We start from the raw sequence: 13,940 nt of genomic DNA on the forward strand, positions 1-13,940 counted from the left end.
CGTACCCCGTAGCCCGACGACAAAGGAGTCGCTTCGTATGTCCGTTCTCGACAAGTTCAGCTTGACCGACCGGGTGGTCGTCGTGACAGGTGCGTCTTCGGGTCTCGGGGTTGCGTTCGCGCAGGCTGCGGCGGAGGCGGGCGCCGATGTGGTGCTCGCCGCCCGGCGCACGGACCGTCTGGAGAAGACTGCGGAGCTGGTACGGGCTGCGGGGAGGACGCCGCTCAGTGTGGCGACGGACATCGCGGACCCGGCGCAAGCGCAGAACATGATCGACAAGGCCATGGAGCAGTTCGGTCGAGTCGACGTGCTAATCAACAACGCAGGCGTCGGTACCGCCGTGCCCGCGACGAGGGAAACCCCCGAGCAGTTCCGGCAGGTCGTCGACATCAACCTGAACGGCTCCTATTGGGCGGCTCAGGCGGCCGGCAAGGCAATGAAGCCAGGCAGTGCCATCGTCAACATTGCGAGCGTGCTCGGGTTGACCACCGCGGGGCTACCCCAGGCCGCGTACGCCGCGAGCAAGGCCGGGGTGATCGGTTTGACTCGCGACCTCGCGCAGCAGTGGGGTGCCCGCAAGGGGATCCGCGTCAACGCGATCGCCCCCGGATTCTTCGAGACGGAGATGACAGACCAGTACCAGGACGGGTACCTCGAATCGATGCGGTCGCGGCTGGTGCTCGGCCGACTCGGTGACCCGCAGGAACTGGCTGCGACCGTGGTCTGGCTGGCGTCGGACGCTGCCGCGTACGTCACGGGACAAACGATCGCGGTGGACGGCGGCATCACGATCACCTGAGCGTCGGATTGGGCGGGGTCGGTGCGCTGGCGTATAAGTAGGAAATGACCACGCGCACCGCCCACGAAGACTGGGACGATCAACCCGCCCCGTCGATGGCGGCCACCGCTCTGCTGCGGGAGCCGCCCGCGACCCCTCGGGGTGCACGTACTCGTGCGGCTCTGGTGGCGGCAGCGCGCACGGTGTTCGAGCGGTCCGGGTACCTCGACGCGCGGCTCACCGACATCACCAAGGAAGCGCAGTGCTCGACGGGGTCGTTCTACACCTACTTCGACAACAAGGAGCAGGTGTTCGCCGCTGTCCTGGAGGCGGCGCAGGAAGACATGATGCACCCGGGGATGAAGCGGGTGCAGGACACCGATGATCCGTACGCGGTGCTCGAGGCCAGTAATCGTGCGTACCTCGAGGCTTATCGTCGCAATGCCAAGCTCATGGGACTCCTCGAGCAGGTAGCTCACATCGACCCGGTATTCGCGGATCTGCGCCGGCAGCGTGCCGACGCCTTCATTGCCCGCAACGCCAGGGGCATCGCCGAACTGCAGGCGCGCGGAATTGCCGACACGAAGCTGGATCCGATGCTGGCGTCTCGGGCGCTGTCCGGGATGGTCAGCCGCCTGGCCTACAGCGCCTTCGTGGCAAACGAGCACGGCTCGGGAGGCACCCCCATCGAATTCGACGACGTCGTCTTCACCACTACCCGAATCTGGGCGAACGGCCTGCGGTTCCCCGATCGGGACTGAACACCGTGGCTCGGTGACGGCAACACCAGGTCCGCAAAGCTGAATCCGACACCGGATTCAGATATGTTCTGTGGAAGACTGGGGCTCATCAGCGTGTCCCCCGAGGGAGGAATCTCGTGCAGATCGCGCAGAAAGTTGCCATCGTCACCGGAGGCGGAGGCGGAATCGGTGGTGCTCTGGCGGAGCGGCTGGCCGCGGAAGGCGCCCGCGTGGTCGTATCCGACCTCGACGCCGCGGCGGCGCAGTCCGTCGTCGACCGGATCACCGCCACCAGTCCGGGTGCCGCTATCGCGGTGGGAGCCGACGCATCGGACACGACGCAGATCGCATCGCTCATCTCGGCAGCGGAAAGCGAATTCGGTCCCGTCGACCTCTACTTCGCGAACGCAGGTGTGGCGGCAGGCAGCGACCTCGAATTCGACGACGCAGTGTGGGACCTCGCACTGGACGTCAACGTTCGCGCGCACATTCGGGCCGCGCGTCTGCTGGTACCGGGCTGGGTCGAGCGCGGCGAAGGGTATTTCGTCAGTACGGCCTCGGCGGCCGGACTCCTGACGCAGATCGGCTCGGCGCCCTATTCGGTGAGCAAACATGCGGCCGTGGGCTTCGCCGAGTGGCTGTCCGTCACCTACGGCGATCAAGGTGTGCGCGTCAGTTGCCTGTGCCCGATGGGTGTCAACACCAAGCTGTTGACGGACGACGCTGCGTTGTCGGCCACGGCTGCACGTGCTGTCACCACTGCCGGAGCGGTACTCGAACCGGCCGACGTGGCCGAATGTGCTCTCGCGGCAATCGAAGCGGAGCAGTTCCTGATCCTTCCGCACGCCGAGGTGCTGGAGATGTATCGACACAAGGGCGCCGACTACGACCGATGGATCCGGGGAATGCGCCGCTATCAGGCCGCACTACTCGGCCAGACTTCCTGACCCACCTCCACGAGGAGTTCGCATGTCTGTGTTCGACGTATCCGACCGCGCGAAGAAGTATCAGACCGATCTACTGGAGTTCATGGACTCGCACGTGTATCCCGCGGAGAGGGTGTACGACGAGCAGATGCGCGAATCGGGCGATCCGCACTTCCAGCCGCCGATCCTCGAGGAGTTGAAGGCGGAGGCGCGTAGCCAGGGTTTGTGGAATCTGTTTCATCCGCATCCGGAGTGGGGTCCGGGCCTGACGAACCTCGAGTATGCACCGTTGGCGGAGATCATGGGCCGCAGCCATCTCGCGTCTGAGGCGTGCAATTGCAACGCACCCGACACCGGGAACATGGAAGTGCTCACGCTGTTCGGCACCGATGAGCACAAGGAGAAGTATCTGAAGCCGTTGCTGGACGGGACGATGGCGTCCGCGTTCGCGATGACGGAGCCCGCGGTGGCGAGTTCGGATGCGACGAACATCGAGATGTCGATGGTCCGCGACGGCGACGACTACGTGCTCAACGGCCGGAAGTGGTTCGCGTCCAATGCCTTGCATCGCAACTGCAAGGTAATGATCGTGATGGGTAAGACCGATCCGTCGGCGGCGCCGCACCGGCAGCAGTCGATGATGGTGGTTCCGATCGATGCGCCCGGTGTCACGGTGATGCGGGGCCTGCCGGTGTTCGGATATCAGGACCGGGAGGGGCATGCGGAAATCGACTTCGCCGACGTGCGGGTTCCGGGCAAGGACGTGCTGAAAGGGGAGGGGGAGGGTTTCGCGATCGCCCAGGCCCGGTTGGGCCCGGGACGCATTCACCACTGCATGCGGGCGATCGGGATGGCCGAGCGGGCGCTCGAGCTGATGTGCCGGCGGGCGTCGTCGCGGGTGACGTTCGGGAAACCGGTCAGCGACAACGCCAATATTCAGGACTGGATCGCCGAGGCCCGGATCGAGATCGAGATGGTGCGCCTGTTGACGCTCAAGGCGGCCTACTTGATGGACACCGTCGGGAACAAGGAGGCGCGCACGGAGATCGCGGCGATCAAGGTGGCGGCACCAAATATTGCGCTGAAAATCATCGATCGGTCGATCCAGGTGCACGGCGGCGCGGGTGTCACCGATGACTTCCCCTTGGCGATGATGTATGCCCATATGCGGACGCTGCGCCTCGCGGACGGTCCGGACGAAGTGCACAAACTTTCCATCGCAAGACGAGAACTGCGTAAATACCGTTCGACAACCGGCAACAACCACCATGGAGGAAACAAGTGAGCCAGGACCGTAGAACCGCCATCGTCACCGGATCGGCCCGCGGTATCGGCACCGCCGTCGCACAGCGGCTGGCGAGCGACGGACATGCAGTCGCCGTCCTCGACCTCGACGAGTCCGCCTGTGCCGGGACGGTCGACGCGATCACGTCGGCCGGCGGCGAGGCCCTCGCCGTGGGTGCCAATGTGGCGGACGAGGCCTCGGTCACGGCGGCGGTCGAGCGCGTGGCATCCGAACTGGGCGCACCGACGATCCTGATCAACAACGCCGGGATCACCCGCGACAACCTGCTGTTCAAGATGTCGGTCGACGACTGGGACGCCGTGATGAACGTGCATCTGCGTGGCGCCTTCCTGATGTCACGTGCCGTCCAGAAATACATGGTGGACGCCAAGTTCGGCCGCATCGTCAACCTGTCCAGCACGTCGGCGCTCGGCAACCGTGGCCAGGCCAACTACTCTGCCGCCAAGGCAGGCATGCAGGGCTTCACCAAGACGCTGGCATTCGAGCTCGGCAAATTCGGCGTCACCGCGAACGCGATTGCACCCGGATTCATCGAGACGGAGATGACCGCCGCCACGGCCGAGCGCGTCGGTATGAGCTTCGAGGATTTCAAAGCCGCCGCGGCGTCACAGATTCCTGTCGCTCGTGTCGGTCAGCCCGAGGACATCGCCCACACCGCGTCGTTCTTCGCGAGTGAAGGCGCCGGATTCGTCTCCGGGCAGGTCGTCTACGTCGCCGGCGGACCGAAGGACTGATCGATGAAGGCATGGCGTGTGCACGAAGTAGGACAACCCAGGGAGGTCCTCACTTTCGAGGACGTCGCCGACCTCGAGCCGAAGTCCGGGGAGCTGCTGGTCAAGGTTCTTGCAGCTCCCGCCAACTTCCCGGACGTGCTGTTGTGCCGCGGCGAGTACCAGATCAAGCCGCCGCTGCCTTTCACTCCCGGGGTGGAATTGTGCGGCGAGGTGGTGGCGCTCGGCGAGGGTGTCACCGAGTTCGCGGTCGGTGACCGGGTGATCGGCATGCCCAGCCTGCCGAACGGCGGTTTCGCGGAGCTCGCCGTGATGTCGGTGGCCACGACCTTCCCGGCACCGGCCACATTGGACGACGCGGAGGCGTCGGCGTTGTCGATCGGGTATCAGACGGGGTGGTTCGCGCTGCACCGCAGGACACAGCTGCGGGCGGGCGAGACACTTCTCGTGCAGGCGGCAGCCGGTGGAGTGGGTAGCGCGGCCGTCCAGTTGGGCAAGGCGGCCGGCGCAAAGGTGATCGGTGTGGTGGGCGGCCCTCAGAAGGCCGAGTACACCCGGGCTCTCGGCGCCGATCTGGTCGTGGACCGGCACAGTGAGGACTTCGTCGCCGCGGTGAAGGACTTCACCGGGGGGCGGGGCGCGGACGTCGTGTTCGATCCGGTGGGTGGCGACTCGTACGCCAAGTCCACGAAGTGCATCGCGTTCGAGGGGCGAATCGTCGTGATCGGTTTCGCCAGTGGCACCATTCCCTCGCCCGGCCTCAATCATGCGCTGATCAAGAACTACTCGATCATCGGACTGCATTGGGGTCTCTACAACGCCTACGATCCCGCGGCGATCAGGGAGTGCCACGCAGAGCTGACACGGTTGGCCGATGCCGGTGACATCAAGCCGATGATCAGTGAACGCCTCGGACTCAGCGAGGTAGCGGACGGACTCGCCCGACTCGGCGAGGGAACGACGGTCGGCCGGCTCGCTTTCCTGCCGGGCCGCTAGCTGCCGTCGGCGTCGCGTTTCTCGTACAGCTCCTCGAGGTTGTGCCGCAAGGTCGCCTCGGTGTTCTTCACGGCCGTCTCGACGAACGGTTCGACGATGAGCCCGAGGGCCTTGCCGGCCAAACCTCCGGGGAGCTTGTACGCGAAGTCGACGCCGAGTTCGGTCCTGTCCGGGCCGAGCGCCACGAACGTCCACGTAGACGAGTTGGCCGCGCCGTCGAGCGATGCCAAGGTGATCACCCGATCCTTCTCCCAGGCGGTGACCTCGAGGCGGGACCGCAGCGTGGTCGGGCCGATGTGGATCGCCGCATCGAACGTCGAGCCCAATCCCTGATCGAAACCGCCGATGGGACGGAAATCAGACACGCCGAACATCCAGTCGGGGACCGTCCTGTAGTCGTCGATATACGTGAACGCCACGTCGATGGGGACGGCGGCTACCGCGGAATGACGGACGTGGATCATCGGGTGGTCCCTGGCTCTCTGTCGGAAATGACTGTCGATCTGGGCGACCTCGCTCGAGTCTAGTGAACTCCCGGTACCGAAGCAGGGCGTCGCCGGGTCCCCCCTTCCTTCTGGGCCGTCGATGCGCGGCTGATTTTGCTTGGCCACCCCCCTGCCCTTCTTTCCGGTCCTGGGCGGCCACGAGGGCGCAGGCGTGGTGACCAAGGTGGGCCCGGAGTGTCGAATCTTGCCGAAGGGGACCACGTGGTCCTCGCCTTCGTCCCGGCGTGCGGACGGTGCCGTTCTTGTGCGAAGGGCATGCAGAACATCTGCGACGAAGGTGCCGGTCTCCTCACCGGGCAGGCGATCGCCGACAAGACCTTCCGGGTCACCCTGGGCGGTGAGCCTGTTCTGCAGATGTGCCTGCTCGGCACCTTCTGCCCCTACGTGACGGTGAGCGAGGCGTCGGTCATCAAGATCGAGAACGACATCCCTCTCGACAAGGCGGCGCTCCTCGGCTGCGGCGTCTCGACCGGATGGGGCTCGGCCACGCAGATCGGTGGAACGCAGGTCGGTGACACCGTCGTGGTGATCGGCGTCGGTGGTGTCGGCATCAATTCGGTGCAGGGCGCGGCCAGTGCCGGTGCGCGTTTCGTCGTCGCCATCGATCCGGTGGAGTTCAAGCGGCAGAAGGCGAAGGAATTCGGTGCCACCCACGCCTTTGCGTCGCTCGAAGAGGCGGCTCCGACGATCGGCGAGATCACCTGGGGGCGGATGGCCGAGGTCACGATCATCACGGTCGGTGAGATCGAAGGCGACATGATTCAGCCGGCGATGAGCATCACCGGCAAGGGCGGCCAAGTGGTGGTGACGGGAATGGGTAGCGCGGCAGACACGCAGGTCACCCTCAGTCTCTTCGAGCTCACCTTGCTGCAGAAGCGGTTGCAGGGCGCCATCTTCGGCGGCGTCGGCCCGAGGTCGCAGATCCCGGCGCTCCTCGACCTCTATCGCAACGGAACGCTGAAGCTCGACGAGTTGGTAACCCGGACATATCGCCTCGAGCAGGTCAACGACGGATACCGGGGCATGCTCGACGGGAAGAACCTGCGTGGGCTGATCGTGTACTCGGACGACGACTACTGAGGGGACGCTCTACCGTATGACCCATGACGGTTAACGGCACGGAGGCCGGTAGTTCGTGGCGCGAATACACGGACCAGGGGTTGTCCAAGGTTCTGGCGGCCGCCCTGGCTGCGTTCGTCGAGAAGGGGTACGACGGCGCCTCGATTCGTGAGATCGCGGCCCGTGCCGGACTGTCCGTACCCGGTCTTTACCATCACTACCCCTCGAAGCAGGCACTGCTCGTGGGGTTGACCAACGCGGTGATGCGTGACCTGCTCGACCGCAGTCGCGCGGCCGTCGCCGAGGCAGGGCCGACTCCTGGCGAGCGATTCGACGCGGTGATCGAATCACTGCTGCGTTTTCACATGTATCGGCGTGAACAGTCCTTCGTTGCGTCCCGGGAGACGCGGAGCATGGAGCCCGACAGCAGGCAGGCTTACATTGCCCTGCGGGACGAGCAGCAGCAACTGGTCGACGACATCGTGCGCGACGGCGTCGCGGCCGGCCTGTTCCGGACACCCTTCCCGGAGGACGCGAGCCGCGCTGTCGTGACGATGTGTGTCTCGGTCGCCACCTGGTACCGCGAGGACGGGCCGTTGTCGCCCGACGAAATCGTCGAACGGTATCTGGTGATTGCTCGTAGCACGGTAGGGGCCGTCGACTGACGTCTTGACCACGTCGCGTTCCTGTGGGATGGTCGACGCCAGTGCGACCGAGCGAGTGATCGGTCGGTCCCGGTGTTCGTTTTGACTGGAGGTAGTGGTGGCGATCGATCTGTCTTATGCGCCGGAGGTGACGGTGCTGGTCGAGAAGACCAGGGCGTTCACCCGTGAGGTGGTGCTGCCTGTCGAGGACGAACACGGCGGCGACATCACCGCGGCAGGTGGCGACACCCTGCGAGTCGAGCTGCAGAAGGCCGCCAAGGAGGCCGGTGTCTTCGCCCCGCACGCTCCCGTCGAATACGGCGGACACGGGTTGAACATGACGGACCGCGCCCCGGTCTTCGAGGAAGCCGGCTACTCGCTGTTCGGCCCTATCGCCCTCAACATCGGCGCGCCCGACGAGGGCAATGTCCACATGCTCGCGCATATCGCCAGTGCGGAGCAGAAGGAGCAGTTCCTCGCTCCCCTCGCCCACGGTGACGTGCGGTCGGCTTTCGCCATGACCGAGCCCTCCCCGGGCGCCGGGTCCGATCCGTCGGCTTTGACCACGAGGGCCGAGAAGGTGCCCGGTGGGTGGAAGATCAACGGGCACAAGTACTTCATCACCGGCGCCGACGGTGCCGGATTCTTCATCATTTTCGCGCGCACGTCGGGGCAGCCCGGCGACCGCGGTGGTGCCACCATGTTCCTCACCCCAGCCGACGTGCCCGGTCTGAAAGTGGGCCGGCACATCGACACGCTCGACAAGTCCATGATCGGAGGCCACTGCGAGGTGTTCTTCGACGATCTGTTCATACCCGACAGCGGTGTGCTCGGTGAGGTGGACGAGGGATTCGCTTACGCGCAGGTGCGGCTCGGCCCGGCGCGGATGACGCACGTCATGCGCTGGCTCGGTGCGGCGCGGCGCGGTCACGATGTCGCGGTGGCCCACGTCGCTCGGCGTGAAGGGTTCGGCGGCAAGCTGGGCGATCTGGGCATGGTCCAGAAGATGGTCGCGGACAACGAGATCGACATCGCCGCTACTCGGGCGTTGCTGACACAGGCGTGCTGGGAACTCGATCAGGGCGGGCACGCGAGCAACGCCACTTCCATCGCCAAGACCTATGCCGCAGAGGCGATCTTCCGGATCGTCGACCGCTCGATCCAGATGTGTGGCGGTCTCGGAGTGTCCGGCGATCTGCCTCTCGCACGGCTCTCTCGTGAGGTGCGTCCCTTCCGGGTGTACGACGGCCCGTCCGAGGTGCATCGCTGGGCGATCGCCAAGCGTGTCATCGGTGCTGCCAAGAAAGCGGCGCGGGAGGCGGGGGCATGACCGAGCATCGCGGGCTCGACCTCGTTGCTCTGGAGAAGTTCCTGACAGAGATGGAGGTTCCGCTCGACGGCGAACTGCGGGCCGAACTGATCTCCGGCGGAAAATCCAACCTCACCTACACAATTTTCGACGACTCCTCGCGGTGGGTGCTGCGAAGGCCGCCCACCGCGGGGCTCACACCGTCCGCGCACGACGTGGCCCGCGAATACCGGGTCACGTCGGCGCTGCAGGGCACGAGCGTTCCCGTCGCAGCCACGGTGGCGCTGTGTGAGGACAACAGCGTGATGGGGGCCCCTTTCACCGTTGTCGAACATGTCACGGGGCAGGTGATCCGCACCCAGTCGGAGTTCGATGCGCTGTCCGACAACGAAATCGATTCCTGTGTGGACGAATTGGTCCGGGTGATTGGTGACCTGCACAACGTGGACTATCAGGCCGTCGGCCTGGGAGAGTTCGGGCGCCCGGACGGATATGTCGCCCGGCAGGTGAAGCTGTGGGCGGGGCAATGGGCCAGGGTCAAGACCGAGGATTCGGCCGACGTCGATCGTCTGCACGCCGCTCTCGCGGAATCCGTGCCCGATCGGTCGGAGTCGTCGATCGTGCATGGCGACTACCGGATCGACAACACCATCCTGTCGGCGGCGGACGTGACCAAGGTTGCGGCGGTAGTGGACTGGGAACTGTCGACTCTCGGCGACCCTCTCACCGACGTGGCGCTGATGTGCGTCTATCGCGCACCCGCCTTCGACCTCGTGCTCGGTGAAGCAGCGGCGTGGACGAGTCCGCGGATGCCGTCCGCTGACAACCTTGCCCAGCGGTACACCGTGGCGTCCGGTCGCGAACTGAAGAATTGGAATTTTTACCTGGCGTTGGCCAATTTCAAACTGGCTGTCATTGCCCAGGGTATCCACCACCGGTACCGCGCGGGTGCCACGGCAGCCGAGGGATTCGACAAGGCAGGTGAGGCGGTGCCCGCGCTCGTCGACGCCGGACTGCGCGCACTGAAGGGGAAGTCCGCATGAGCAGGTCTGCACTCATCACGGGAGCGTCGCGCGGAATCGGTCGCGGTATCGCCACCCGCCTCGCCGAAGCAGGCTACGGGCTGACCCTCAGTGCTCGTGACGCCGAGCGCCTCGAAGTGGTGGCAGACGAGCTGCGCGCGGCCGGCGCGAAGGAGGTGGTCGTCGTGGCCGGCGACCTCGCCGATGAAGCCTCTGCCGGCCGCGTGGCAACGGCGCATGCCGACACCTTCGGTTCACTGAATGCGTTGGTGCTCAACGCAGGTGTGGGGACGGCCGGGCCGATCGGCGAGTTTCCGATGCGCCGCTTCGCCAAGAGCGTCGATGTGAATCTGCGGGCCCCGTTCAGCTTGCTGCAGCAGGCGCTGCCGATGCTCCGGACCGCCGCGACCGAGAATCCGGCGAAAGGCGCCAAGGTCATCGCCCTGGCCTCGATCACCGGTGTCTACGCCGAAGCGGGACTGGCCGTCTACGGGGCCACCAAGGCCGCCCTGATGTCACTGGTCGAGACACTGAACGTGGAGGAGTCGGGCAACGGAGTGTCCGCTACGGCCCTTGCTCCCGCGTTCGTCGACACCGATATGTCCGCGTGGACCCACGACAAGATTCCGCCGGAGTCGATGATCGAGGTAAACGACATCGTCGAACTGGTCGATGCGCTGCTGCGACTGTCGTCCCGCGCGGTGGTGCCCAAGATCGTCGTCGGGCGCGCGGGAACGGACGGGTACCGAGCCTGAGCGGACGTCAGACCTCGTCGTCCCCTTTCGCTTCGCCGCGCTTACGGAAGAACTTGAAGCCGGGAACGCCCTGGATCGCCTGACGCACACCCTGCACTTCTTCGAGGAGTAGGTGGATCTCGGGGGACACCGTGTCGAGGCTGGCCAGGATGGGCAGCAACCCCTCCATACGCAGTGTCAGCTCGGGAAGATGATTCACCAACCCGATCGCCGCATGAATCTCGTCCTCCGACAGGTCCTCGACGAACCGGGCAGCCATCGGCGCCGCCTTGGTTGCGAGCGGCTCGTACAGGCCGATCAGGGTCTGAGCCGAGGTGGACAACTCCGTGCTCGAGGTGACCACGGTCGCGGCTCGGTCGGCTACCTCGTTCGCCTTGGCGACGGCCATTTCGGCGCGTTCGCTGATTGTCTCGATCCGGGTGATGAGCACCTCCACTCGGTCGAGCAGCGCGGCGACCCGATCGGGGAGTGAGGCAGCGAAACCAGCAGTGTCCATCGACCAGCGGGCCACACCCGTGGCAGTGCGCACGAGGTCGTCAGGGCTGGGGAATGCGAGAGCCATTCCCACATCCTGCCTGATGCCCTCGCGGGGCCGTCTCACGACGGGCCCGCGAGAACGGGGCATCGGGACAATCTCACGTTTCGGCGTTCCCAGGCGTCTACCTGTCAGAGGTCAGCACACCTGGAAGGATTGTTCCCGTGAATGCCGAACGAGCAGCGCACACCGTCATCGACTCCCCGATCGGTCCCCTCACGCTGGTCAGCGTGGAAGGGGTTCTCAGCGGCATCTACATGGCCGAACATCGGCATCAGCCCGAAGTCGCGACTTTCGGTGAGCGCGGCGACGGTGGTTTCGAAGCCGCCGCGACACAACTCACCGAGTACTTCGACGGTGGACGCACCGAGTTCACGCTGCCCCTCGCCGCCCGCGGCACACCGTTTCAACAGCGGGTATGGGACACGCTGCGGACCATCCCGTACGGGGAGACGTGGACGTACCGCGAATTGGCGGAGGCGCTCGGCAGTCCCACGGCCATCCGGGCGGTGGCCGCGGCGAACGGCAAGAATCCGATCAGCATCATCGTTCCGTGCCACCGGGTCGTCGGAACCGACGGCAGCCTCACGGGGTATGCGGGAGGGCTCGACCGCAAGCGTTTCCTGCTGAACCAGGAGGCGGAACGGTCGGGAATCCGGCTGAGCCGATGGGCCTGATTCCGTTCGAGCAGATCGTGGCCGAGCACGGCCCCACGGTGTTGCGGGTCTGCCGGGCGGTGGTCGGGCCGATAGACGCCGAAGACGCCTGGTCGGACACGTTTCTCGCCGCCATGCGCGCGTATCCGGATCTGCGGCCTGGAAGTAACGTCGAGGCCTGGCTCGTGACCATCGCGCACCGCAAGGCGCTCGATCACATTCGGGCCCGGGAACGCCGGGCCGTTCCGACAGATCACGTTCCCGAGCAGACCACCGACCGCGGGCTGCCCGGAAGCAGCGACCCCGAATTGTGGGAGGCGGTGGGCGCCTTGCCCATGAAACAACGCGCCGCCGTGGCCTACCGCTACTTGGCAGGATTGCCCTACGCCGACATCGCAGTGATCCTCGGCAACTCGCCGGACGCTGCCAGACGCGCCGCGGCCGACGGTATTGCGGCCCTGCGTAGGTCCCGCTCGATCTCGATGCTGGGAGACAGAGTGAGTGGAGAAAGAGGATGAACACCATTCCGGACATCATCGACGCCTTGTCGGTATCGGATTCCGATGTCGAGCGAAGACTCCGCACCCGGCTCACCGCCGCCGCCGCCGACGCCGGACTCCTCGACGTCGCGTACCGGACCGTGGACAGTCCTGTCGGTTCGTTGCTCCTGGCGGCGACCGACCGTGGCCTGGTACGTGTCGCCTTCGCCGGCGAGGGCCACGATGCCGTGTTGCAGAGACTCGCCGAGCGCATCAGTCCCCGGATACTCCGCGCGCCGGCCCGGCTGGACGCGGTGGCCCGCGAACTCGAGGAGTACTTCCGGGGGCAACGCACGTCGTTCGACGTCCCGCTCGACTTCCGCCTGGCCAAGGGCTTCCGGCGGGAGGTGCTCACCCACCTACCCGAGATCCACTATGGCCAGACGTGGAGCTATGCCACCGTGGCGGCCGCTGCGGGCAGTCCCCGGGCCATGCGGGCCGTCGGAACCGCCTGCGCGACAAACCCTCTGCCGGTGGTGGTGCCCTGCCACCGAGTGGTACGCAGCGACGGCAGCCTCGGTCAGTACGTGGGCGGGGCCGCAGCGAAGTCCCTGCTACTGACGTTGGAAGCTGCAGCGTGAGGGTTCTCCTGCCCTACCGCGACCCCTTCACCCACGCTCCGCTGTGGAGTGCACTGCGGGCCCACACCATCGCCGGTCTCGAGCGGCACGATCCCGACACCGGTGCCCACACACGCGTGGTGAACGCCGCACACGGACCCGCCCTGGTCACCGTTGTCGTCCGCCCCGAGAAACGGCATGTCGAGACCCGCATCGTCCCGGCGCATTCCGCGGATGTCGGGGAGTTGACCGATATCGTGCGCCGCTGGCTCGATCTGGACGCAGACCCGCTCGCGATCGACGCCGCACTCGGCCGGCACCCGGAACTTGCTTCGCTGGTGGCGTCGCGACCGGGGCTGCGGCGGCTGGGCAGCGTCGACGGCTTCGAGACCGCAGTCCTCACCGTGCTGGGCCAGCAGGTGTCGCTCGCCGCGGCGCGGACGTTCGGTGCCCGGTTGGTCGCCGCCTACGGGCGGCCGGTGCACGGCGAGTTCCGTGCGTTTCCCACACCCGAGGTACTGGCCGATCGATCGCCGGAGGAGTTGCGTTCCGCGATCGGTCTGACCGGAGCCCGGGCACGCACCGTGCACGCGCTTGCGGACGCCGCCGCGGACGGGTTGCCACTCGACGCCGACACCGAACCGGCGAAGTTCCGGGCCGGTGTACTCGCGCTGCCCGGAATCGGTCCGTGGACGGCGGACTATCTGACGGTGCGAGTGCTCGGCGACCCGGACGCGTTTCCTGCCGACGATCTCGTTCTCAGGCGGGCACTCGGGGTGGGTAAGGGCAGCGAAGCTGCCGCTCTCGCCGAGGCGTGGCGGCCGTGGCGCGCGTATGCCCTCTTCCACCTCTGGACCGCAGAAGCGTTCTAGCCCTTC

General features: G+C 66.1%; 16 protein-coding genes and 1 pseudogene. 15 read left to right on the forward strand and 2 right to left on the reverse strand.

Annotated elements, in window-relative coordinates; genetic code table 11:
• Positions 1–37 precede the first annotated feature (37 nt).
• From JQT59_RS11330 to JQT59_RS11355, 6 genes are all read left to right on the forward strand, one after another.
• Positions 38–799 (forward strand): SDR family NAD(P)-dependent oxidoreductase, encoded by a 762-nt coding sequence (locus JQT59_RS11330; protein ID WP_213576221.1) that lies wholly within the window; start codon positions 38–40, stop codon positions 797–799.
• Positions 800–843: 44 nt separating this feature from the next.
• The gene (locus JQT59_RS11335; protein WP_213576222.1) at positions 844–1,539 is read left to right on the forward strand and encodes a TetR/AcrR family transcriptional regulator; all 696 of its coding nucleotides are present in this window, start codon (positions 844–846) and stop codon (positions 1,537–1,539) included.
• 116 nt (positions 1,540–1,655) lie between these two features.
• Positions 1,656–2,465: an SDR family oxidoreductase gene (locus tag JQT59_RS11340; RefSeq protein WP_213576223.1), complete on the forward strand. Its 810-nt coding sequence runs from the start codon at positions 1,656–1,658 to the stop codon at positions 2,463–2,465.
• A 22-nt stretch (positions 2,466–2,487) separates the two neighbouring features.
• Positions 2,488–3,729 carry an acyl-CoA dehydrogenase family protein gene (locus JQT59_RS11345; protein WP_213576224.1) on the forward strand — a complete coding sequence of 414 codons (1,242 nt, stop codon included), beginning with the start codon at positions 2,488–2,490 and terminating at the stop codon, positions 3,727–3,729.
• Positions 3,726–4,484 carry a 3-oxoacyl-ACP reductase FabG gene (fabG, locus tag JQT59_RS11350; protein ID WP_213576225.1) on the forward strand — a complete coding sequence of 253 codons (759 nt, stop codon included), beginning with the start codon at positions 3,726–3,728 and terminating at the stop codon, positions 4,482–4,484. Before JQT59_RS11345 ends, fabG begins: the two co-directional genes overlap by 4 nt.
• A 3-nt stretch (positions 4,485–4,487) precedes the next feature.
• Entirely contained in the window at positions 4,488–5,477 is a 990-nt protein-coding gene (locus tag JQT59_RS11355) for an NADPH:quinone oxidoreductase family protein (protein WP_213576226.1), read from the forward strand.
• On the opposite strand, the gene JQT59_RS11360 is transcribed toward JQT59_RS11355, so the two are convergent.
• The gene (locus tag JQT59_RS11360; protein ID WP_213576227.1) at positions 5,474–5,941 is read right to left on the reverse strand and encodes an SRPBCC family protein; all 468 of its coding nucleotides are present in this window, start codon (positions 5,939–5,941) and stop codon (positions 5,474–5,476) included. The genes JQT59_RS11355 and JQT59_RS11360 overlap by 4 nt on opposite strands.
• A gap of 142 nt (positions 5,942–6,083) precedes the next feature.
• Between JQT59_RS11360 and JQT59_RS11365 the strand changes: the two are divergent.
• From JQT59_RS11365 to JQT59_RS11385, 5 genes and pseudogenes are all read left to right on the forward strand, one after another.
• Positions 6,084–7,063: pseudogene (locus JQT59_RS11365) on the forward strand (NDMA-dependent alcohol dehydrogenase); the annotation flags it as partial.
• Between the two features lie 23 nt (positions 7,064–7,086).
• Entirely contained in the window at positions 7,087–7,707 is a 621-nt protein-coding gene (locus JQT59_RS11370) for a TetR/AcrR family transcriptional regulator (RefSeq protein ID WP_213576228.1), read from the forward strand.
• 97 nt (positions 7,708–7,804) lie between these two features.
• The gene (locus JQT59_RS11375) at positions 7,805–9,016 is read left to right on the forward strand and encodes an acyl-CoA dehydrogenase family protein (protein ID WP_213576229.1); all 1,212 of its coding nucleotides are present in this window, start codon (positions 7,805–7,807) and stop codon (positions 9,014–9,016) included.
• Positions 9,013–10,038 (forward strand): phosphotransferase family protein, encoded by a 1,026-nt coding sequence (locus tag JQT59_RS11380; protein WP_213576230.1) that lies wholly within the window; start codon positions 9,013–9,015, stop codon positions 10,036–10,038. The genes JQT59_RS11375 and JQT59_RS11380 overlap by 4 nt, the downstream gene beginning before the upstream one ends.
• The gene (locus JQT59_RS11385) at positions 10,035–10,772 is read left to right on the forward strand and encodes an SDR family NAD(P)-dependent oxidoreductase (RefSeq protein ID WP_213576231.1); all 738 of its coding nucleotides are present in this window, start codon (positions 10,035–10,037) and stop codon (positions 10,770–10,772) included. Before JQT59_RS11380 ends, JQT59_RS11385 begins: the two co-directional genes overlap by 4 nt.
• A 7-nt stretch (positions 10,773–10,779) precedes the next feature.
• Here the strand turns inward: JQT59_RS11385 and JQT59_RS11390 are convergent, their stop codons facing one another.
• The gene (locus JQT59_RS11390) at positions 10,780–11,334 is read right to left on the reverse strand and encodes a ribulose 1,5-bisphosphate carboxylase large subunit (RefSeq protein WP_213576232.1); all 555 of its coding nucleotides are present in this window, start codon (positions 11,332–11,334) and stop codon (positions 10,780–10,782) included.
• A 137-nt stretch (positions 11,335–11,471) separates the two neighbouring features.
• On the opposite strand from JQT59_RS11390, the gene JQT59_RS11395 reads away from it, so the two are divergent.
• The 4 genes from JQT59_RS11395 to JQT59_RS11410 are packed head-to-tail and all read left to right on the forward strand — an operon-like array spanning position 11,472 to position 13,934.
• A complete protein-coding gene (locus tag JQT59_RS11395; protein WP_213576233.1) occupies positions 11,472–11,984 on the forward strand; it encodes a methylated-DNA--[protein]-cysteine S-methyltransferase in 513 nt (170 codons plus the stop codon).
• Positions 11,975–12,481 carry an RNA polymerase sigma factor gene (locus JQT59_RS11400; RefSeq protein WP_213576234.1) on the forward strand — a complete coding sequence of 169 codons (507 nt, stop codon included), beginning with the start codon at positions 11,975–11,977 and terminating at the stop codon, positions 12,479–12,481. The genes JQT59_RS11395 and JQT59_RS11400 overlap by 10 nt, the downstream gene beginning before the upstream one ends.
• Positions 12,478–13,083: a methylated-DNA--[protein]-cysteine S-methyltransferase gene (locus JQT59_RS11405; protein ID WP_213576235.1), complete on the forward strand. Its 606-nt coding sequence runs from the start codon at positions 12,478–12,480 to the stop codon at positions 13,081–13,083. The genes JQT59_RS11400 and JQT59_RS11405 overlap by 4 nt, the downstream gene beginning before the upstream one ends.
• A complete protein-coding gene (locus tag JQT59_RS11410) occupies positions 13,080–13,934 on the forward strand; it encodes a DNA-3-methyladenine glycosylase family protein (protein ID WP_213576236.1) in 855 nt (284 codons plus the stop codon). The genes JQT59_RS11405 and JQT59_RS11410 overlap by 4 nt, the downstream gene beginning before the upstream one ends.
• Positions 13,935–13,940: the final 6 nt, after the last annotated feature.

The organism is Rhodococcus sp. USK13, from assembly GCF_018343855.1.
GTDB classification, from domain to species: Bacteria; Actinomycetota; Actinomycetes; order Mycobacteriales; family Mycobacteriaceae; genus Rhodococcus_F; species Rhodococcus_F oxybenzonivorans.

Excerpts from the sequence above, each read along its gene's own strand:
- JQT59_RS11335 (WP_213576222.1), top strand. The coding sequence starts at position 844 with ATGACCACGCGCACCGCCCACGAAGACTGGGACGATCAACCCGCCCCG.
- JQT59_RS11385 (WP_213576231.1), top strand. The coding sequence starts at position 10,035 with ATGAGCAGGTCTGCACTCATCACGGGAGCGTCGCGCGGAATCGGTCGC.
- JQT59_RS11380 (WP_213576230.1), top strand. The coding sequence starts at position 9,013 with ATGACCGAGCATCGCGGGCTCGACCTCGTTGCTCTGGAGAAGTTCCTG.
- JQT59_RS11370 (WP_213576228.1), top strand. The coding sequence starts at position 7,087 with ATGACGGTTAACGGCACGGAGGCCGGTAGTTCGTGGCGCGAATACACG.
- JQT59_RS11390 (WP_213576232.1), bottom strand. The coding sequence starts at position 11,334 with ATGGCTCTCGCATTCCCCAGCCCTGACGACCTCGTGCGCACTGCCACG.
- JQT59_RS11405 (WP_213576235.1), top strand. The coding sequence starts at position 12,478 with ATGAACACCATTCCGGACATCATCGACGCCTTGTCGGTATCGGATTCC.
- JQT59_RS11400 (WP_213576234.1), top strand. The coding sequence starts at position 11,975 with ATGGGCCTGATTCCGTTCGAGCAGATCGTGGCCGAGCACGGCCCCACG.
- JQT59_RS11360 (WP_213576227.1), bottom strand. The coding sequence starts at position 5,941 with ATGATCCACGTCCGTCATTCCGCGGTAGCCGCCGTCCCCATCGACGTG.
- JQT59_RS11330 (WP_213576221.1), top strand. The coding sequence starts at position 38 with ATGTCCGTTCTCGACAAGTTCAGCTTGACCGACCGGGTGGTCGTCGTG.
- JQT59_RS11355 (WP_213576226.1), top strand. The coding sequence starts at position 4,488 with ATGAAGGCATGGCGTGTGCACGAAGTAGGACAACCCAGGGAGGTCCTC.
- JQT59_RS11345 (WP_213576224.1), top strand. The coding sequence starts at position 2,488 with ATGTCTGTGTTCGACGTATCCGACCGCGCGAAGAAGTATCAGACCGAT.